The following is a 19208-nucleotide window of genomic DNA, read 5'->3' on the forward strand; positions in this document are numbered from 1 at the left end:
GGCGCATGTCGGCATGCCGTGTCGACGCCGGCTGCCGCTGGGACGTATCCCCTTGATGCACCGGATAGGCCGATCGAAGGTCATCCTGCGGAAGCGTCCCACGGACTGCGTTAGAGGGACGGGGAAGAGATGCCGGTACAGGCCGCGGCAAGCTCTGAGCTTGCTGGTGGGTGCCACCCACCTCAGAATCATCTGCCCTCGCGCTGCGGCGCAATTCCGCAACGCGATCTTCCTGCTTCTGCGCACCTGCGGCATGCGCAGCATCTTCAAATCGAGCACGTGCCGTCTGATCAGCCTGCTGCCGAGCGGTGAAGGCCGACAACCGCACCGCGCCTTCTTTCGCTATGCGGGCCTGCTCTTGAACGCGTCCTGCCTCCGATTGGCGGTGCCCTTCTGCGGCCCGCCGCGCGAACTGACGGTCCACCTCTAGCCGCTTTGCCTCCTCGTAGGCTCGGCCTTCAGCGATCCGGACATTCACCGGGGTCGTGCCCTCGCTATTGGAACCCGCTGCATCCATCGATCAGACCCCCTCGAAGTCCACGACGTCGAGTCGAACGCCGCCAGCCCGCTGCAGGTAGACGAAACCGATACCGCTACCTCGATTAAGCTCTGCAGCATGTAGCGCAGGAACTTCCTTAAGACCGTTGGTCAATTCAGACTGATTTCGATCTATGAAGCGGTTCCACGCTTCCTTCATGGCATTAACGCGGGCATTCACGTCTTGCCCTTTCTCACCCGTTGAATAATGATCGACAAAGCGATTGTCTTGCGGGATGATATCGGCAACAGATTTGATCTGAAGAGCAAGTTTAGAGGGAGTAAGTCCATCCAAACGGGAGATCTCTATCCGATCATATCCGACATCGGGGTATAATTTCTCTCGCTCGTGAACTGTTTCAAAAAAATTACTTTCAGTCTTCCATCCGAGCAAAACGTTTCCAGCAAGCCTCTGACAATAATCCTGTGTCAGCTTTTCCTCAGTTGCTAAAACAATTTTACTTCTGAACAAATCCATCAGATTATTTGTTGCGCTCTCTCCGATGCGGGCATTCAAAGCGGCAATGCTTTGCGTCGCCACTACTGCGAACACACCAGTCTCTCGAGCGGTATTCCAAAAAGTTTCGTCACTTTCTGCGCCTGTCGTGGCAAGAAGCTGAAACTCATCCGCAATCATAGCCACGGAAATCCGCTCCCGAGCTTCACGCCCTTCCTTCTGGAGGCGCCGTTTTGCCTTGATGTAAAGGCGAGTCTTGAGACAACAGGTAATAATCTTTCCTGCTATGCCAAATTCATCCTCACCCACAGCGATCATCAGAATACCGCCGTCCAGCGCATGGTCGACGTCGACCACGTCATTGGGCTGCAACGTATACTGGCAGAAAGCCTTAGCAAGTTTAGGAGAGCCAGTCAGCTTCTGGATAACTGTGCCAATGTTAGCAAGAACGCTTGTGCGCGTTTCAACCGCCATTACCTTCCAAGAATCCTTGACCCAATCCAGCGCATCGTCCAATCCCGCAGGAACAGACTCAGGATTCGTGCGGCGTTTAGCGAGAGCAAAATCGACACAGCGATTTAAAAGTGAATCCGGACCATTGCAGTCGTATACTATCTGAGCAATACCCAAGAGTGTATAAGGAGATCTCTTGAGATTGTCTTCGAAATAATCACACAGAGATTCGTCTTCGCAATTTGCAATAAATCTAGCAATCGAAGCGCCGTGCTGCATAGCTACGGCAGCATTACGTATCCAAAAGGTTTCTTTATCGCTTCGCCCACCAAGTTGGGAATAGATAGCCTCGAACATGTCGCCGATTTCGCTCGGCTCCATACCTTGGACCAGATTGCAGCCGTACGTTGCTACGCGAGCTACTGAGCCATCCGGTCGCCTCACATCGTAGAACCCGGCTCCGACCACGCGGATGTCAGTTCGATCTGCGACGCCAGGTACGAACAGAAGATCCTTCCAGAGCGTGCCTTTACCATCTGTGATGTAGGCACCGATCCGGCGATCAGATCCCCAATCGGCCGTCATGATGCGCGACGAGAGCGGCCGGATCACGAGCCGAGTTTTACCTGACCCCGTGCCGCCTAGGATCAACACATGCTGGCGGATGCTCTCACCGTCCAGGCACATCTGTGCGTCGCGCACCGGTGCCTGCATGACGCCTCGAGAGCGTAGCGTACCCCGAGCGCGGGCAACCGGGAGGAGAACTCGCGTCAGAGGTCGCCGCTCGTCGTTGGCTGCGCGCACTTGCCTCGTGTAGGCGAGATACTCCTCGTCCCGTTGGGTCTCCTTTTGCGCATAGACCAACTTGGAGTCGCGACACGGCAATAGGAGCGGCGCTTGGACGCGATCGAAGAAGCGCTCCAGGATCCGGTTTGTCCCGAATAGAACGAAGGGGCGGAAGGCCAGCCGGCTCGCAAGAAGTGCCAGTCCAGCAGCTAGGCCTCCCAGCACCGCGGTATCGATAATAAGGGACAGGTACCAACCGAAGACAGGTCCGTAGAAGCCTGCGGCGGCGGCCCATTTGGGGAAACCAACGCCCGCGCTGAACACCGTCGCGGCGTATAGGAGAGCGAGTCCGACTCCGGGCACCAGCAACACGGTGCGGATCCATTTTGTCAGGATCCTAGCATTCTTCGAAGCGGCGGAAACGGCTGCAGAATACACCTCCGGAGATAGGTGCCTTCGTGCGGTCGTAGGGACCTCCTGACCACCCAACACCTTACCATCCCAGTGAATTGGGTTTCGTAGATCCGGTGGGATGGGCTGGTACAGCGTAGGGAAGCGCTTTGGGGGCCAGATCTTGAGAGAATGGTTCAGGAGATCGGCCATGTCACCGCGGAGCAGGGCGTTCGGATGGCGGGCGTAGCGCTCCTCAAGGTCGAGGTAGGCAGCCTCCCCCTGTTCGTCAGCCCAGGTATCGAGCGAGGATTTCGGGTCGGGAGACCATAGGCGCGCCTTGCTCGCCGCCAGGAACATCCTAGCTCCATCAACACGACTGCCGACCCGCTCCGGGCTCCCAGTCGAAACCTTCTGGCGAACGCCTTGGATGACTCTGCCGACGCGCGTAGCGGTCGTCAGGTCCACTTTAACGTGACGCATGACCCGAACTCCAACTACTGCTCGAAGACGTAGCTGTCGGAACGACCTGAGGACGCCCGCACCGGAACGTAGACGCGGCCGTCGCTCTGCTTAGGATCAAGCGCGGCCATGTCGTAGGCGCGTTGGTCGGTGATCTGGTGGCGGCCGCAACCAGGCAGATCCGGGCCCAGGATGACAGCGCAGTTGGTGCGCCGGTCGATCGTGACCCATCCCCATCGGCCATCGACGAAGCCGATAAGGATCGCCTCGCGGCCCTGCGCCGGAAGCGCAACTATGCCGGTGCCCAGGTCGTGCGAGTGATCCCGGAGTGCCTTCTCTGGCCTTGTCACTGACGGTTGCGCCTCAAGAGCTTGCACCGTCTTCCACGCGTCCACTTGGTCGCCCGTCCGAGCGAAATCGCTGCGGACGGCCTCGACCATTTTCCCCCATGCTGCCGACGAGAGCCCAGCTACCGGCTTGAAGTCGCTCATGAATTTCAGACGAAACGACACGCGTTGGCCACCAGGGAGGGCGACTGCCGTAGCAGGATCAACCGCGAAGAGGTTGCCGATCCCGAAGCTCAGATGCCCCGGGCTTGAGCCAGCCGATCCTGCCGCAAACAAGCCGAGAAAGATCACACCGAAGGCGCAAGCCCACGCCTCAAGCCACTTGAGGATCATCCGCGGCATCAACCGATCTGACTCCGCGAGCAGTCTCTCACTGAGTGAATGACCAGGGCTCACAAGGCGCAACCAGTCTTCTCTCTCTGCTCTGAAATTTTCGTATTGTTTATTTTTTGCTATGAACTGCGATACAGAGCCGACGCCAGATATTATAGAATGCTGCGACAGGACTCGTACCATTTGGAATGGCCAAAGCACCAGATAGCCCAACAACATAATGGGCTGTCTAGTTGATATTGCTGCTGCGGCAGCACCGACTGCATACAACTGCGGCAAAACTCCTACGACAATCGCCGCATTAGCTAGCATAAATCCGGGGTTGATGAATTTATTGATCGAAAAAACAAACAAGAACAAAGATACAGCGGACAAACCCGCAAAAAATACCCAGAACAAGCTCGCAATCAGAAACAAAAACCCCACCGTTTTCGCCCTCCAAAGACAAGCGACATCGATCCGCAAAACGCGGGCAGCACTCTAGGCGCCAAATCTTAAATGTATGGAATCGTCAGAATGAGGTTAAGATGCAGAAACGATGTTTAACGGCCGCTTACGTCAAACTCTCTTACGCTTTATCGCTCGATCCTTTGTTAGCTCGACGACGATAGTACTCGGTCGTCTCTGCCTCGAAGCTGCTACGAGCACCTTCCACTAGTTCCCGTATGACATCCGACATGGAAAAACGGCGCCCGGATTTCGCGGTACGCGCTGCCGCGACGTCCACCAACAGCTCCCGCTGCTCTTCGAGAAGAACGACGCTGGACGTGATCATTTTGCGGGACGTACCAGTTGGCTCGGAACTCACTCACATCCCCCACTATACTGAGTCACTGACTCAATGAAACAGCGTGTCGGTGACATGATTACAGGTGCGTCTACATCACTCCGACAGTTGAAGACGTATCACGGTTCAGCATGGCATTGCCAAATTCGTACTGTCACAAGGGGACAGTGAGGCAACGAGCGCTGCCGCCCCCCAGAGGATCGTCCCCTCTCCTCCCTTCTCGCTGGATAGGAGCCCACATAGACGGTCAGAGCTTTGGAACGTGCCGCTCGGTCTGCTGCGGCTTTGCCCTTTTGTCGTCTGAGGATGAAGGGGGAGCAGATGGGGCTTCCGCGAGCCGTGCCTTGTTGCGAGAAACCTCGTCGGTGCGCCTGAGGCCCCGGATCTGGTTGTTCCAGTCTTTGTAGCGATCCTCTGGAGCCCGGACGGCAACCTTGGCGTCTGGAGCTCCGAGGTGGATCGCAGCCTTGATGGCACCGGTCCATGCCTCGCCACCCTTGTCCGCGTCCCGCGCAATCTCGAACTTGGCACCCTTGAACTCGCTCGCCTTGCGGGCAAGGAGATCGAGGGCCTGGGCGGATGGATTCCCGCAGGTCGAAACGACGAGCACGTTGCCCTTGATGCCCGCGTGCTGGACGTAGCTCATGCCGTCGATCGAGTTCTCGGCGATGACCACGTGCGCCGGCGCCCTGGTGTCACCGTGCAGGGCGAGGGTCTTGGATCCGTTTGCGCTGAACTGCGAGAATGACCGCTTGCCCTCGGACTGGATGCCCCAGCCCTTCCGCTCATAGCCGCAGATCCGTCCTTCCTCGTCGACGTGCGCGAACGCGACGCCTCCGCGGTTCGAGCTTTTCGTCCAGGACTCGGGCTCGGTCCGGATTGTCGCTCGAAACTGCGCCAGCAGCTCCGGCCTCAAACCCCGTTCCTCGATGAGGTACCGGCTGTTGTGACCAGGCTCCATTTTCGACCACGTCCGACGGATCCGCGTCGGATCGACGATCGCCGGCGTCGACTCCTGTTCGACCCGTTCGCGGAACGCAGGTTGGGCAGACGAAGTTTTAGGACCCGTACCGAGCTTGTCGCGCAAATAGTGCAGGTTCTCACCCGGCTTCTTGAGACCGAGCTCGGAGTTGGTGAAGGTCAGGATGTTGCCCGACCAACCCTGCTGATCTTTGCGGGACCAGTTGAAGAACATGTCATGATTTGAGCCCGGCGCAATGACCAGCTTGTCGCCGTTCGGTGCCACCAGCCTCCAGCCGAGCTGCGATCGACCATCGATTTTGACTGGGTCCCGCCCGATCTGACCCCGATGGCTGTAGCTGCTGTCGATGCGGTACCCGTGTGCCTGCGCGAACTCTGCGAGGTCGGTTTTCAGGAATTTCGCCTTCTCGTCGTCGCTGATGCGCAGGCTCTGCCTGGGAGGCACGACACCGGACCGGGCAAGCTCCCGGCCTCGCTCGAACGCCGCCTGGAGCCGCGGAGGGACACTCTTGGGCGCCTCGGGCACCGACCTACCAGCGGTTGGAGGCGCTTGGCGGATCATAGGGACCCGTGCAGCTGGCGGCACGGCAGGGGCAGCTCTATCCGATACCGGGATCTGGGACTGGCGTTCCAGGCGGATCTGAGGACCACCGGGCGTCGACCGGTCGAGGATCGCGTGCCGCCCCGCTCGCAGGTGCTCGAGCATGACCCGGGCAGCAGCAGGCGCCTTTAGTTCGAGCTTGGCAAAATCCGTGACGTTTCGCTTGGTCTCCGCGCTGGACCAGGTCGCGACCGCGTAGCGCTTGATATCGTTCTGGGTAGCGGCGAGCCGATCGACGTCTCCGGCGTCCGGTATCGATGCGCCGGTCCTCGACGCGGCGACTGTGACCCCCTTACGGGATGAGAGCGTGTCCTCGATCCTAGCTGTCTCAACGTAGAGCCGAGCGTCCTGACGGTGACGCGTCATAGCCACGTACAGCGATTCACGGCCCATGCCGCCCGACTCTGCGACGAACGTCCGATCGACGGTTGTGCCCTGGCTTGCGTGGATCGAGGTTGCGAGAGCGTACTGGATGCGAGGCACGGGAGCCTCACCCTCAGGCCGCCAACCTGCAAACTCCGTGGCTCGGGCGGATACCTCCGCACCTTTGTCGAGCCGAACCGTCAGCACAGGGTCCCGACCACCGCTGACCGCCACGACGGTGGCGAGATCGGCATTGTTGATGCGATGCCCTCGGACGTTGACCCCCTCGCCAAAAATCACCCGATCGCCAACTCGCAGCTCGAGATCGACGGCTGTCCCTCCGTTGCCGCGCGCGACTGCCTTGATGGTGACAGCCTCATCACCGAGCTTGCCCAGCGCAGCATACTCAGCACGCAGCAGCTCGTTCAGGCGGTTCACGTCGGCGTTCCGGCGCGCCAGGACGATCCGGCTCTCGTCTGGTCTCTGGCGGACGTCCTCGACCCAATCGCGAGCCAGGGCCGCGAACGTCTCGTCCCGACCTGAGACCCAACGGACCTTCCCAGCCTTGTCATACAGATCGACGGCCGCTTCGATCTTCCCGGTGGCAAGATCGGTGGAGGCCTGCCGCATCCAGCCTTCCTTCTGCCGGCGGATCTCGGTGATCTCGGAGGATCCGAGATGCTGCCGCAGGAGCTCCATTGGGGCTCCGGCCGCGACAGGCTTTAGCTGGCGGGTATCCCCGGCGATCACCAGTTTGGCACCGGCTTCCTCAGCGATGCGGGCGATCTCGGCCATCTCGCGCAGACCGACCATCCCGCCCTCGTCGAGGATGATGACGCTGTTCCGGCCTATATGGCGATCGCCTGATCGAGCCTCGTGGAGGAACTTCGCGACGGCACGAGCCATCTCCTCGGTCGTGTCGGTGTCGCTCCGGACAACCTCGGTCGCCTTCCAGCTTGGCGCGATCGTGTGGACCTCCAGTCCTGCCTCGCGTGCCGCTTCGGCGATTGCCCCGCTGGAAAACGATTTTCCCGAGCCCGCGTGGCCCTCGACGACCGCAACACCGTCGGTGTTCAGGGCGTGCCGGACAGCGTCCATCTGCTCGGCCGACATCGTAGGCCGCGCGGCAAGCGCGGCTTCGACCCGTTCCGACGGAACGAATTCCCGCTCTCCCTTGCGGGCAACGGCAGCAGCGATCATCCCCGTTTCGAGGTCGATCATGCTCTGGGTGGTGTAGACCGGGCGGTCCTTATGCCGCCCGAGTTCGACTAGGAGACCGGACGACGAGAGACGCTCGATCGCCCGGGTAGCGCTCGGTGCATCAACCTCACACTGCAGCGCCTCGAGAGCCGTCTGGAGCAGGTGCCGCTCCTCAATAACGGTAGAGGTCGCCAACAGCGTCTCGAAGGCCGTCAAGAGGATCCGATCCTGCCGCTGCTCGAGCGTTTCGTGAGGCAAGACGGACGGGCGGGAGGGATGGAACAGGCGGGCGCCTTCCTCGGCCTGATCCCAGATCGCGGCGTAATCGAGCCCCTCGTCGACGATCTGCCTGTGCCAATCGCGCTCCAAATCCTCGAGCGGAGCTAGGTCGTCCTTGGTCCCGCGGGACGCCAAGTTCGCATACTGTGCCGCCTCTCGGGAGGTGGCGGTATCATAGCCTCGGGCCTCCGCAATCTCTTCGATCTGCATGCGACGTTTGGAGAACATGGACACCAGATTGTCGCCGATGCCTGCAATTTCGAAATTGCGCTCCTTCCGGATAGGCTGCCAACCGAATTCTTCTCGCAGCCCCGATGCCAAGGCTGTCCGATAATATGCTCCGATGGCCCCCTGGTAGTTCAGTAAATCGATATTATCGATTGTTCCAGTAGAGCCATCGGCCCTGACGCATATATTCACGATGACAGCATGACTATGCAGCTGTGGATCGCCAGCCCGTGACGTCGTGTGCAGGTACGTTGCAGCAGCAACCTCCCGGACCGCTTCATGAATCTCGCCGCCACTGCCTCGTCTGGTGATCACGAGGCCCTGGTCCTGCGCCCAATCCAGCGCTGCACGAACGGCATCGGCATGAATCTGCTCGATCCGCCCCCTCGCGCGCTCGTCAGCGACCGCCCAAAGAACGCTCACGGTCTTGGGTGAGGCCATCTGGCAATCATATCCGACCGTACGCTGAGCCTTGGTCTGCTGTATTAAAGCGGCACCTGTCTCAGGATCGATGCCCTGCGCTAGATCTCGCAAGCTGCCGACATCGATTTCTCCTCCATCTACCACACCATTGATCTGTCCAGACCACCCAACGGACGCCCACCATTGGCCGGGTCTCTCGCTGGCCCCATTGTCGTGATAGTATTGGAGGTCGCCGGGATTGGGTTCGCGCACGGCATCACGCTCGGCTTCCGCCGCACGTTTTTCGTAATATTCGATGCTCGTGACGCGGTAGCACGTAAACACGGCCAGCCCTCAGTGATCCTAAACCCGCAGGGCCGCCAGATACGCCGCGCCAATCTCGTCGGCAGCGTTGCGGATAGCAACCTCGTCTTTCGCATCAAGCGTTGGGAGATCGAGGTAGCTCTCAAGGGCGAAGCGCGACGGGAGGATGTCGGTGTCTGACGGGATCAAACCGGTTTCGATGCCGGCCGCGACAACGATAGCGACGGCAGCATCGTGACGAGCCCGAAGGCGCGCCCGCAGGACGTCATCGCCAGCGGACCAGACTTCCTGCAGATGCGGAGGTGCGGTGAACCTCGCATCCAGATCGCCTGGGCAGCGTTCGCCGGTGGCCATGTATGCGGTTGGTGTTGCCTCGAACATCGTTTGTGCGCTCCTTAGGTCGTGATTTGTGTCTCGCTTGGTCGAGAGCTGTCTCAGGCCTGCTCCACGAGTGCTGCCCGGGTGTCGTATGCCACCTCGTGCCTGCCATCCTCGTATGTGCCGGCGTTGCCGATGATCGGGTTGCCTTCTGCTCCGGGCATAAGGGCCCACTGCGCGCCGACGAATTCCGCGATTGCGGCTACGCTGTCGGACAGCTCGCGGTAGTCCTGATGGGCGGGTACGGGGTTGATGAGGACCCGGATCCCCTCCTCCAGGATCCGGCCTAGGTCGACTTTGCGCGCTCGTGCGATCGCCTCGGCGGCCGCGAGGAGGTCGTCGTCGATCGTCACCCTGATCCGTGCCACCAACTTCCTCCTGGCCACCCTAAGCACGTGCTCCGAAAGCGCTTTCGCGGCCCGTGGCCGCAAACACCCCACCGGAGGTGCGTGGTGTGTGCTGACAACGAACCCTCGCAAACCAAGCTTGGGCGGAGATCATGCAAGCCGCAAGGGGACGTTGTCGGAAGTGCGAACGAAATTCTAAGACGAGGCGTCGACCTCGCCCACATCGAAGCCGACAACCGTATGCACAGAGCTGACCACAATCAGGGTCGCAAAAATTTCAGCAGCGGATTGGCAGGGGTAACGTCACAGGAAAGCGCAAGGAAAACAACGACAGAGCATATCAAATTCGTTGACGGGTGCTAAACCACTCGACAACGACCCCGCATACGAAGACGAGGCTGCCATTGCGTCTTGCATGGCCCGCATCCAACCTGGACCTCAGACGGCGGGTAGGTGCGTGGACAAGCCCAAATCGCCGCGACGAACAGGAAGGCGGCAATGGCAACTCAGACGCCCAACATAGAAACGCTGAAGCGCGGCCTAAACGATTTCGCAAGCGCTGCGACGGACCGGCCGCCGACGATCAGACAAATGGTGCACGACCTCCACGAGGAGATCGAAGCGGCACTGCGGGCGCGACGCACGTTCGCGCAGATCGCCGAGCACCTGACGAGCCAGGGCGTCAAAGTCTCTCAATCGAGTTTGCAGCTCTACCATCGCGAGCGGCGACGCGAGCTCGCCGGCGACCCGCCTCCAGAGCGGGCCCGTACATCGAAATCCTCCGCCTCAAGCCCGGCGCCGTCGGCGGCCTCCGCTCCCAACGCAACCTCAACCGCGCGCTTCAAGCGCCCTCTCTGAACCCCTCGCTACAAGGAAACCCGCGCTATGGCTCGCAAACCCGCATCCTCCCGTGCTCCGCAGAAACTGCTCCTCATGGTCGTCGGCCAGAAGGGCGGCGTCGGGAAAACCTCTTTCGCCCGTTCACTCCTATCGCATCTCCGCTACGACCTAGGCCTCGCCGTAGCCGCCTACGATGGCGACGGATCGGTGGGCGGATTGGTCAAAGTTTTCGGGGCAAAGGCCGAGGATGGCACGATCGCTGACATCCAGGATCCGGCAACCGCCTGCAAATACTACGATATTCGTTCGGAAAAAGAGCGCGACATCCTGCTAGATAGCCTCGATCAGGGAGCCGACATCGTCCTCCATGATCTTGCTGGCGGCTCGCTCGGATCGCTGACCGAGATCGTCGACAATGGCCAGCAGTCGCTCGGTCGCCTCTGCCGCGCAGCTGACGAGATGGGCTATCGGCCTGTTTTCGTGCACGTAATTTCAAACATCGAAGAGGCGTTGTACTCCGTCGGTGACTATCTCGACGCAACCGCAGCCAACAGACAGCCAGGTCCGTCCTCCGAGATGTTGGCAGATCACGTCATCGTCCAAAATCTGTTCTTCGGAGATCCGGAGGATTTCATCTGGCTCCATGGCCACGAGTTCACGGCAAAGGACGGCACAAGGAGCGAGCGCGGCGGTAGGATCAAGTCGGCGATCCTGGAACCCCTCGGCTACCCGATCGTGTCGTTTCCACGTGTCCCCGGGGGCGCGTTCGCCCTCGCCGAGTTCGAACGGGTGCCGCTGGCACAGCTCAACGAGGTGACGCGCCTCCGGATCGCGGAACGGATGCGCCTGAAAGCGTACCTCGAGCAGTTCGCCGACGAGGTCTCTCCACTCCGCGATTTCCTGAAGCTCGCGCCGGTAGCGAAGGCCGCCTGAGCCGAGGGCGTAATGATGGGCCTGTGGCCAAGGCCACAGGCCCATCTACAGAACGAAGGGCGGGGGAATGAGCGCCGAGCTGCGTAGCCTGGATAATGGGATCGCAATTAAGGAGCGGTGGTTCGCCGTCGGACGGACCCTCTACGGCCTCCCTGACGACGAGATCGAGCGCGCCTACGAAGTCGCGAAGGCGAGTGGGATCGTCCTCGACGACGCGCTCGGCATCACGCTGTTCGTGGGCGCCCGGATCGGACGGACCGTCGACGATCTGGTCCGACTGTCGACCACCCTCCCCCCGATGCTCGATAAAGCCGGCCGGAACGCCGCCGGCGCCATACGATCCGCGGCAAAGGTCGCAACCGGCAAGGTCGTCGAGGCTGCCGTTGCGCAGGTCGAGGCCCGACATGCGGAAATGTCTGAAGCAGTCGGCGCCCAGATCGCGTCCGTAGCACGTGACATGATGCGTGAGCAGCTCGCCGCCGGCCAGGTGCGCCGAGCAGGCCTCCTTGCTAGCGCTGTCTGCATCGCGGTCCTACTCGGTCTAGGTGTCGGCTACCATCTCGGCTCCGGCTATCAAGCGACCGTGACGAACCAGATTGCAGCCTACGCCGCTAGGCCAGACGCTGCAGCCTGGATACGCCTGATGGCAGCGAACCCTGACCTGGATCAGAGGCTCGCCGCATACTGCAATCCTCGCTCGTCCAATTTCCAACGGCTCGCAAGTGGGGTCCCCACGTGCAACCTACCGATCTATCTGGAAGGCCCTCCCCTACCGACAGCCAACGTCGAGGGCACTGGTTGGATGACCCGTTTGGAGGTGACGTTCGAGAGACTACCGTGGTTGACCACGATGTTCCTCGGCGCACTGCTCCTGGCAGGCATTCAGTGGCTGAACAAAAAAGCTAACGGCAAGGCTCGCGCTTAGGCGGCTCGGCCGAGCCGTCGATTGGAGGCCATCACGTACGGGTCACCGGCAGGGCTTTACTTTGTTCGATAATTATTACCCTCGACGATCGAGCCGACATGCTGATACCATACTCAGCAGCAAGAATACGGTAGAAGGAGAAATCTCAAAATGCTCGACGCCAGATGGTCGGACGTCGACTACGACATAAAATCTGCATTTCGGCATCTGGAAGCAGCGGCCCGGCTCTGGGCCACTGATGGCTTTATGCCATCGCCTGGGCTCCGAAGCGGAAACGACGCAGATCTAGATGCATACCGGGCGCAGATGGCACTGCGTCATGCGCTGCAGTCGGACACCTCCAATTACCGTGATGACGGCGGTTTCTGGGGGGGTTCAGCGGAATGCTGAGCGCTTTGGGGATTTGAAGCTGTCCTCGCGCCGGTCGCGAGCGGGGCGAAAAACCCCCTGTGCCGCCCCTCAGGCAGTCCTCGCGCGGGAGTGGCCTGCCCCCATCCGGTGGCCCATGTTCGAAGTTAGTGCATCGTCGGTCGCGTGACGATGGTAGGGCGAGCGGACGGTACTGAGCCGCTCGGTTCGGTTGGCCAGATGACGGCCTCTGGCGCAGGCGGGCAGTAGCCGAGGGATGAGTGCGGCCGGATGCTGTTGTAGTGCCTCCGCCATTGCTCGATCACGACGCTGGCTTCCTTGAGGGTGTAGAACACCTCGCCGTTGAGGAGTTCATCGCGCAGCTTCGCGTTAAAGCTCTCGCAGTACCCGTTCTCCCACGGACTGCCTGGCTCGATGTAGGCGGTCTCTGAGCCGACTGCCGCGATCCAGTCACGGACAGACCGAGCGATGAACTCAGGTCCATTGTCCGAGCGGATATGGCCTGGCACGCCGCGCAGGCTGAATAGATCCGAGAGGACATCGATTACATCGTGCGCCTTCAGCTTACGAGATACGCGGATCGCCAGGCACTCACGGGTAAACTCATCAAGTACATTCAGCATCCGGTACTTGCGACCGTTATGCGTCCGGTGCTCGACGAAGTCGTAGGACCAGACGTGGTCAGGCCGCTCCGGCCGCAGGCGCACACACGAGCCGTCATTGAGCCAGAGGCGGGCTCGCTTCGGCTGTCGGGCTGGAACCTTGAGCCCCTCCCGCCGCCAGATCCGTTCGACCCGCTTCACGTTGACCGTCCAGCCATCGCGACGCAGCAGCGCGGTGATCCGACGGTAGCCGTAGCGCCCGTACCGGAGAGCCAGGGCGACGATGGCGGCCGTCAGTGGGGCCTCGTCCTCGACCACCACGGCGCACTTGCGCTGTGTCGAACGGTGCTGGCCCAGAACGCGGCAAGCAAACCGTTCCGACACGCCATGCTCGGCCACGACGTAGTCGACACAAGCCCGGCGGCGAGCCGGGCTCAGAAGTTTCCCGAAGCCGCCTCCTTCAGGATGAGCTTCTCCAGGGTCAGGTCGGAGATCGCCCGGCGGAGGCGCTGGTTCTCAGTTTCCAGAGACTTCAGTCGCCTGACCTGATCTCCCTTCAAGCCGCCGTACTCGGATCGCCAACGATAGTATGTGACCTCCGTCACCTCGATGGATCGAATTGCTTCAGAGACCTTGCGCCCTTGCGAGACCAAGACATCGACTTGGCGCAGCTTGGCGACGATCTCTTCAGCCGTATGCTTCTTCCGACGCATCTAAACATCCTCCACATGGCGCAAAGCCATACCTCAGGGAGGACCACTTTTCAGGGGGAAGGCCAGGAGCCGGTGAGCCAGACCGCCCGGTTCATGTTGTACGCGAGGTTGGCCAGGCCGATCTTCATCCGAGCTCTCGCTAAACCGATCGTGCGCACCACGAGCCCCATCGGCCCCTTCTGCCGGGCAAAGACATGCTCGATGGCTGCGCGGACCTTGGACTTCTCGCCGTTAGCCCGGGCGACGTTCCTCGCCATCGGCTTGCCCGGCGGCTTCTTGCGATGGATGCGGGAGCGGAAGCCGTTGCCCGCCAAGTGCGCCTCGTTGGCCTTCGAGCGGTAGGCCGTGTCGGCCCAGACGTCGCCGGATGTGTTGGCCTTCGAGAGGAGACCGGGCAGTTGCGCCCCGTCGTGGCGGGCCGCGTCCGTGGCGATCCAGGTTCGGATCAGCCCGTGGCGGCGATCGATGCCAACGTGGTTCTTGTAGCCGAAGGCCGGCACCGCGAGGTCGATCCGCTTCGACCCATCTTCGGCCGGCTTGGCCTTCGACCACTTGATCGTCCAGCGCGCGTCGCGGTCCTTCTGGGCGAGCTTGGCCGGCTTGGCCTTCCAGGCGTCGGGCACACGGCCGGCCTTCAGATCCGCCTTCTCGGCTTCAGTGTTGCGCTGCTTGGGCGCGGCCACCACCGTGGCGTCGACGATCTGCCCGCCCATCGCCAGGAAGCCGGCCTGCCTCAGGGCCGCCTCGTAGGCCGAGAACAGCACTGCAATGGCCGGCTTCCCCGCAATCTCGGCCCGGGTGAGCGCCTCGCGGAACGTCCAGATCGTGTTGGCATCGGGCACCGGGTCGGACAGCCCGAGCCCGAGGAAGCGCATGAACGACAGCCGGTCCTTGATCAGGAACTCCGTGCGCTCGTCCGACAGCGAGTGGCTGGCCTGGAGGATCAGCACCTTGAACATGAAGACCAGGTCGAACGGTGGGCGGCCGCCCTTCGACCCGTCCGAGCGAGGCACGGCCCGGGCGAGGTCGTCCCGGAACAGCTCGAAATCGACGATGCGGTTCAGCCGCTCCAGCGCGTCGCCCTTGGCCGAGAGATCCTTCAAACGCTCATCCACGTCGAAAAAACCGGGCTGACCGCGCATCGCAGCACCTCACAGGCCGACGACGCCATCACACCACGAAACCCCTCAAACCGCGAGGTTTTTGGAGGCGTCCAGTCGGCAATGACCTCTCTCGAGAACGGCCTACGACGCGTTCGAGAGATTACGGGGATGGATGCGTTCGCAGGTTCGCCTGAGATGCAACGCGACCTGCATGAAATGCAGCGTACCGTCCATCGCATCCGTCGCATAGACGTCACTTTAGCTCCTGAAGAGATCCGCACGACTGTCGAAGCAGCAGAGCGCATTCGAACCGGCACCCTAATCAAAATTACCAAGATCAGAGAAAGACTTGATTGACGAATGCAGCAGATTGCTGTATGTAATGACCCATCGGCACCAAGCCGAGGCCTTCCGGGGCGATCCGGACCGAGAATGGAGCCAACGATGACCGTCAACGCCCACGCCGGCATCGCCTACCCGACCGCCGACGCCGCCTTCCTGGCCATGATCGCGGACTGGACCTGCGCCGGAGGCTACAACAGCTCCGCCGAAGTGGCGGCCTGGTTCGCCGCCCGGACCGACGCCTCCCTGGCCGACGAGTTCATCACCGATCGCGCCCCCGACGCCGAGCCGCTCGATCGTGACGACATAATCGCTGCCTTCGCCAAGCTGCGTGTCATGAGCGACCCATCCGACGCGTTGTAACGTGCACGTCGTGGCTCGCATCGAGCCCCAGCGCCTCGCCGAAGCCATGGAACGCTGGTGACCCCGACGGGGCCGGTTCGCCGGCCCCGCACTCGTTCCACCCGCCTGGAGAGACCCATGACCTGGATCGTGCGCCTGCGGGGCCACGACAACGGCCGCATCGTCGAGAGCGCTACGTTTCAGGCGCCGGACGCCGCCATGGCTGCCTACCGCACCCTTCTGGGCCGCAAGGAACTCGTCGGCGAGCCCTTGGCAGCCGTGTTCAAGCCACCGCAAGGGGTCGACCCAGCCGGCAACGTGGCGACCCTGTTCTCCAGGTTCGACATGCCCGTCGGCTACGGCCGCATAGCGGCCGACGACCCGCGCCTAGACCCATTCCTGACGAAGGACGCTGGCAACGAAATTGCTTTGTCCGCCTGCCCGGATCGGCCTATCGTCGACTGGGAGACGGACCCACGTCCGTTCGGCGAGTGCCTCAAGGCCTGGCACGCCGGCATCCCGGGCGGCCGGGCCGCCGCCGCGCGCGAACTGCGCGTCCCGGCGACCACATATAAAGGCTGGTGCGATGGCCGTGGATCTCCTGCAGAGGGCGCCATCAGAAGACTCATGACATACATCGACAAAGACAGCTGACGTTTCAGCTATAGAACCGACTGGTCACGAAGAACGATTTGCAGATTGACTGCAAATTCCTGTCTATTGGCAAAACATCTAGAATGACGGGAGGAAAGAGCGGCGATAGCTAAAAATCTATCATTCAAATCAATTCGACTTTCAGAAAACCACTGTATCACTGACTCAGTATCTTTCGAGCAAGTGATCTATGACCTTTCGCGACGCCTATTTCGAATGCGCCGGACCGATGGGTTTCTGGGTAACGACCTTCGTAGCCTTAGTGACGGGCGACCTCCTGTTCGCGGCCGCACTCAGCATCGGCATGTCCCTGCTCTTGAGCGGGATCTGAAACATGGCCCGGCTCCACCCGCCCGTACCGCGTTTCGACCTCCCGGACCTCGAGTTCGAACTGGTCGTCGCCTTGGAGGACTATCTCGACGATAGCTACCTCGTCCTGCAGCCCTCTCACGCACCGTTGCGCGAACTGACAGGCGGCCGGCGTCCGGTTGTGGTCATCCACCCGACCGAGGGCGTCGCGGCGATCCTGCCGGTAGCCCAAACGAACCGCTCACCCGTGCTACGAGCGATCGGCAGCCGTCAGGTCGACAGCGATCCGTACGCTGCCCATGCGCGGCTTGCCGCTCTCCAGGCGGAGAGATGGCTGGGGCTGCCAAACAGGAAAATCCTGGGGCTGGCCTACGATCCGGAGACTAAGGCCGAGGCTGGAACCCACCTTGCCGGCCGTGGCGATCAGATCGGCATCCAGGTCGCTGAGGCCATGGGGCGGATGAAATTAGGACCGCTCCGCCCCTCGCCGGAGGAGTATGCCGGCATGCTGGCGTCGATCCTGCCCGGCACACGACTGGTTCAACAGCCGATTTCCGCCATGCAGGCGAACTACCGCTCATGCCGAGCCGATTTTGAGCGGATGCGATCGGATCACCGGAACGCAGGTCGTTCTGCGGTCTGACGCCCCTCAATCGGACCATCCATGCCTGCCGCTACCCCGCAGCCCATCATCAGGTACGATCTCAGGATCCAGCTACCGTCGCTCTCGATGCGATCGGCGACCCCTTGGTTCCTCGAGAGCTCCTATCGAGTCGAGCGGGACGCGGAAGCGCGCTACGAGGCCCTGCTGCTCGTCGCTCAAACTGAGAGAGGCTCAATTGAGCTGGTGAAGGTGCGCGCGCACGGACAGGGCGCACGAACCGATCTGCGGACGCTGCTGGCGTGGTCGTATCGGCCTGATCAGAGTGCGTTCGGCTTGCGGGCGTGGCCGATGGAGTTCGGAAGCCGCCTCGAAATCGAGCGCAAGGCGGCCGACCTCGCACGACGCGCTGCTGCCGGCGAGGTGCTTGTCACGGACAGCTATGCTCCCGTCGTCCAACAACCCGACAAGCTGCTGGAAACGCCGGCCGCCCTCCCCCTGATCGGAAGGTGGCGGCAGCTCGCAGGCGGAGCCGCACTGTGCTCTCTGCTCCTCGGTGCATTCCAGATCGGACGCACGTTCGCTGAACCGGACATCACCGCCGCCATGGTCGGCGTGCTCACGCCACGGTGGTGCCTAGAGATTGATGCCAACTCGAAGCCGTTCCGAGTCTGGACGGAGCATCCGCAGATGGCACTTCACGACCTGATGGAGGCTAGGAAGCTCCGAGGTTCCGAGAGGCTATTGGGGAGCGACCTTGGCGTGGGCAGAGCGTAACGCAACCTCGGGCGACTGAACTACCGCGAAGGCGCAGATTAAATTGTAGTCCACCAACCCACCATTGAACCACTCCACCAATCCTCAGTTCGTATCTGTCGCCTGACCGCCGACGATGAGGTTTGAGCCTTCGGTCCTTCGAGATGGGCTCGATCTCCACAACCTCACCCGGGCCGTCCGCCATCGCTCAGAGGAGAAATAGTCCACCATTCCACCACTGAACTAATCCACTGGACCACGTGTTGACAAACCATTAGGTGGATTGGAGGAAACGTGGACACGTGGCCTAGCGGACAACCCCACGGTTAGCCGTGGTGGAATGGTGGACTATGAAAACTGTTGCGATCATCGGTCAAAAGGGCGGATCGGGAAAATCGACCGTCGCCCTGCATCTCGCCGCCTGCGCGGAGCAGGGGGGCATTTCGACGGCGATCCTCGACATGGACCCTCAGGGATCCGCCCATCGCTGGTTCGAGCGGCGTGAGGCTCCTACGCCTGAGGTCCAACGCGAGATGGACGCGGATGCCCTTCCCAAACTCCAGAAGGCGGCCTCCTCGAACGGAATCGGCCTGCTGCTGATCGACACCCCTGGCAAGGCGGAGACGACCGCTCTAGCGGCTTGCGAAATGGCCGATCTGATCCTGGTCCCGGTGCGACCGACGCAGTTCGATCTGGAGACGCTCGGAACGGTGAAGCGGACTGTACGAATTGCCGAGCGCGCAGACCGGGCCTGGGTGATGCTCTCTCAGGTGCCCACGAACAGCCGTAAGGTGGCAGTCGAGGGCGAGGAGGCGATCGCCGGCTACGGGATGCCGCTGGTTCCCGTGCGCTTCCATTCTCGGGCCGACTACGCTTACGCCATGACGGAGGGCCTGACGGCGCCGGAGTACGCCCCCGAGGGGAAGGCGTCCGAGGAGGCCACGGCACTCTACCGGTGGCTGACGAACGAGCTTCGGCTGAATGGCTGAGGCCAACCGGACAGGTGGACAAGTGGACTAGTCCGCGTTTCGTGCTAGTCGACGATTCAAATAGGTGGAGTTCAA

General features: G+C 61.4%; 18 protein-coding genes. 11 read left to right on the plus strand and 7 right to left on the minus strand.

What is annotated here, in order from left to right; all coding sequences use genetic code 11:
* Positions 1-166 precede the first annotated feature (166 nt).
* The gene (locus MOTC310_RS32510) at positions 167-430 is read left to right on the plus strand and encodes a hypothetical protein (protein WP_331304763.1); all 264 of its coding nucleotides are present in this window, start codon (positions 167-169) and stop codon (positions 428-430) included.
* A gap of 90 nt (positions 431-520) precedes the next feature.
* Here the strand turns inward: MOTC310_RS32510 and MOTC310_RS32515 are convergent, their stop codons facing one another.
* The 5 genes from MOTC310_RS32515 to MOTC310_RS32535 all read right to left on the minus strand — a co-directional run bounded on the left by MOTC310_RS32515 (position 521) and on the right by MOTC310_RS32535 (position 9676).
* The gene (locus MOTC310_RS32515; protein ID WP_331304764.1) at positions 521-2983 is read right to left on the minus strand and encodes a type IV secretory system conjugative DNA transfer family protein; all 2463 of its coding nucleotides are present in this window, start codon (positions 2981-2983) and stop codon (positions 521-523) included.
* A 137-nt stretch (positions 2984-3120) separates the two neighbouring features.
* Positions 3121-4191 (minus strand): hypothetical protein, encoded by a 1071-nt coding sequence (locus MOTC310_RS32520; RefSeq protein ID WP_331304765.1) that lies wholly within the window; start codon positions 4189-4191, stop codon positions 3121-3123.
* 608 nt (positions 4192-4799) lie between these two features.
* Complete coding sequence (gene mobF / locus MOTC310_RS32525; RefSeq protein WP_331304766.1) at positions 4800-8951, minus strand: MobF family relaxase; 4152 nt, start codon at positions 8949-8951, stop codon at positions 4800-4802.
* An 18-nt stretch (positions 8952-8969) separates the two neighbouring features.
* Positions 8970-9311: a hypothetical protein gene (locus MOTC310_RS32530; RefSeq protein ID WP_139231696.1), complete on the minus strand. Its 342-nt coding sequence runs from the start codon at positions 9309-9311 to the stop codon at positions 8970-8972.
* 53 nt (positions 9312-9364) lie between these two features.
* The gene (locus MOTC310_RS32535; RefSeq protein ID WP_331304767.1) at positions 9365-9676 is read right to left on the minus strand and encodes a hypothetical protein; all 312 of its coding nucleotides are present in this window, start codon (positions 9674-9676) and stop codon (positions 9365-9367) included.
* A 570-nt stretch (positions 9677-10246) separates the two neighbouring features.
* On the opposite strand from MOTC310_RS32535, the gene MOTC310_RS32540 reads away from it, so the two are divergent.
* The 3 genes from MOTC310_RS32540 to MOTC310_RS32550 all read left to right on the plus strand — a co-directional run bounded on the left by MOTC310_RS32540 (position 10247) and on the right by MOTC310_RS32550 (position 12353).
* Positions 10247-10513, plus strand: coding sequence for a hypothetical protein (locus tag MOTC310_RS32540; RefSeq protein WP_075382206.1), 267 nt, complete (start codon positions 10247-10249; stop codon positions 10511-10513).
* Positions 10514-10540: 27 nt separating this feature from the next.
* Positions 10541-11428 carry a nucleotide-binding protein gene (locus tag MOTC310_RS32545; RefSeq protein ID WP_139231698.1) on the plus strand — a complete coding sequence of 296 codons (888 nt, stop codon included), beginning with the start codon at positions 10541-10543 and terminating at the stop codon, positions 11426-11428.
* A 67-nt stretch (positions 11429-11495) separates the two neighbouring features.
* Positions 11496-12353, plus strand: coding sequence for a hypothetical protein (locus MOTC310_RS32550; protein WP_075382208.1), 858 nt, complete (start codon positions 11496-11498; stop codon positions 12351-12353).
* Between the two features lie 515 nt (positions 12354-12868).
* On the opposite strand, the gene MOTC310_RS32555 is transcribed toward MOTC310_RS32550, so the two are convergent.
* Positions 12869-14037 (minus strand): IS3 family transposase gene (locus MOTC310_RS32555; protein WP_331304768.1). Its coding sequence is split into 2 segments (ribosomal slippage): positions 12869-13773 and positions 13773-14037, totalling 1170 coding nucleotides; the frame shifts between segments, so codons are not numbered across the junction.
* Between the two features lie 50 nt (positions 14038-14087).
* A complete protein-coding gene (locus MOTC310_RS32560) occupies positions 14088-15179 on the minus strand; it encodes an IS5 family transposase (RefSeq protein WP_331304769.1) in 1092 nt (363 codons plus the stop codon).
* Between the two features lie 129 nt (positions 15180-15308).
* On the opposite strand from MOTC310_RS32560, the gene MOTC310_RS32565 reads away from it, so the two are divergent.
* The 7 genes from MOTC310_RS32565 (at position 15309) to MOTC310_RS32595 (ending at position 19133) form a co-directional block, all read left to right on the plus strand.
* Positions 15309-15497 (plus strand): hypothetical protein, encoded by a 189-nt coding sequence (locus MOTC310_RS32565; protein WP_331304770.1) that lies wholly within the window; start codon positions 15309-15311, stop codon positions 15495-15497.
* An 87-nt stretch (positions 15498-15584) separates the two neighbouring features.
* Complete coding sequence (locus MOTC310_RS32570; RefSeq protein ID WP_331304771.1) at positions 15585-15845, plus strand: hypothetical protein; 261 nt, start codon at positions 15585-15587, stop codon at positions 15843-15845.
* Positions 15846-15962: 117 nt separating this feature from the next.
* On the plus strand, positions 15963-16478 hold the full coding sequence (locus tag MOTC310_RS32575; protein ID WP_331304772.1) for a hypothetical protein: 516 nt from the start codon (positions 15963-15965) through the stop codon (positions 16476-16478).
* Positions 16479-16668: 190 nt separating this feature from the next.
* The gene (locus tag MOTC310_RS32580; RefSeq protein ID WP_331304773.1) at positions 16669-16809 is read left to right on the plus strand and encodes a hypothetical protein; all 141 of its coding nucleotides are present in this window, start codon (positions 16669-16671) and stop codon (positions 16807-16809) included.
* A 3-nt stretch (positions 16810-16812) separates the two neighbouring features.
* Positions 16813-17430 carry a hypothetical protein gene (locus MOTC310_RS32585; RefSeq protein ID WP_331304774.1) on the plus strand — a complete coding sequence of 206 codons (618 nt, stop codon included), beginning with the start codon at positions 16813-16815 and terminating at the stop codon, positions 17428-17430.
* 21 nt (positions 17431-17451) lie between these two features.
* Positions 17452-18165 carry a hypothetical protein gene (locus MOTC310_RS32590; RefSeq protein WP_331304775.1) on the plus strand — a complete coding sequence of 238 codons (714 nt, stop codon included), beginning with the start codon at positions 17452-17454 and terminating at the stop codon, positions 18163-18165.
* 329 nt (positions 18166-18494) lie between these two features.
* Entirely contained in the window at positions 18495-19133 is a 639-nt protein-coding gene (locus MOTC310_RS32595) for a ParA family protein (protein ID WP_331304776.1), read from the plus strand.
* The last annotated feature ends 75 nt before the right edge of the window (positions 19134-19208 follow it).

Origin of the sequence: Methylobacterium oryzae, assembly GCF_036441375.1 — a bacterium.
Lineage (GTDB): Bacteria > Pseudomonadota > Alphaproteobacteria > Rhizobiales > Beijerinckiaceae > Methylobacterium > Methylobacterium oryzae_A.

Bases quoted from the DNA above. Each gene is read 5' to 3' on its own strand.
- MOTC310_RS32550 (WP_075382208.1), top strand. From the start codon at position 11,496: ATGAGCGCCGAGCTGCGTAGCCTGGATAATGGGATCGCAATTAAGGAG.
- MOTC310_RS32590 (WP_331304775.1), top strand. From the start codon at position 17,452: ATGCCTGCCGCTACCCCGCAGCCCATCATCAGGTACGATCTCAGGATC.
- MOTC310_RS32530 (WP_139231696.1), bottom strand. From the start codon at position 9,311: ATGTTCGAGGCAACACCAACCGCATACATGGCCACCGGCGAACGCTGC.
- MOTC310_RS32540 (WP_075382206.1), top strand. From the start codon at position 10,247: ATGGTGCACGACCTCCACGAGGAGATCGAAGCGGCACTGCGGGCGCGA.
- MOTC310_RS32560 (WP_331304769.1), bottom strand. From the start codon at position 15,179: ATGCGCGGTCAGCCCGGTTTTTTCGACGTGGATGAGCGTTTGAAGGAT.
- MOTC310_RS32580 (WP_331304773.1), top strand. From the start codon at position 16,669: ATGACCTTTCGCGACGCCTATTTCGAATGCGCCGGACCGATGGGTTTC.
- MOTC310_RS32565 (WP_331304770.1), top strand. From the start codon at position 15,309: ATGGATGCGTTCGCAGGTTCGCCTGAGATGCAACGCGACCTGCATGAA.
- MOTC310_RS32570 (WP_331304771.1), top strand. From the start codon at position 15,585: ATGACCGTCAACGCCCACGCCGGCATCGCCTACCCGACCGCCGACGCC.
- MOTC310_RS32575 (WP_331304772.1), top strand. From the start codon at position 15,963: ATGACCTGGATCGTGCGCCTGCGGGGCCACGACAACGGCCGCATCGTC.
- MOTC310_RS32515 (WP_331304764.1), bottom strand. From the start codon at position 2,983: ATGTTCCTGGCGGCGAGCAAGGCGCGCCTATGGTCTCCCGACCCGAAA.
- MOTC310_RS32545 (WP_139231698.1), top strand. From the start codon at position 10,541: ATGGCTCGCAAACCCGCATCCTCCCGTGCTCCGCAGAAACTGCTCCTC.
- MOTC310_RS32595 (WP_331304776.1), top strand. From the start codon at position 18,495: ATGAAAACTGTTGCGATCATCGGTCAAAAGGGCGGATCGGGAAAATCG.
- MOTC310_RS32585 (WP_331304774.1), top strand. From the start codon at position 16,813: ATGGCCCGGCTCCACCCGCCCGTACCGCGTTTCGACCTCCCGGACCTC.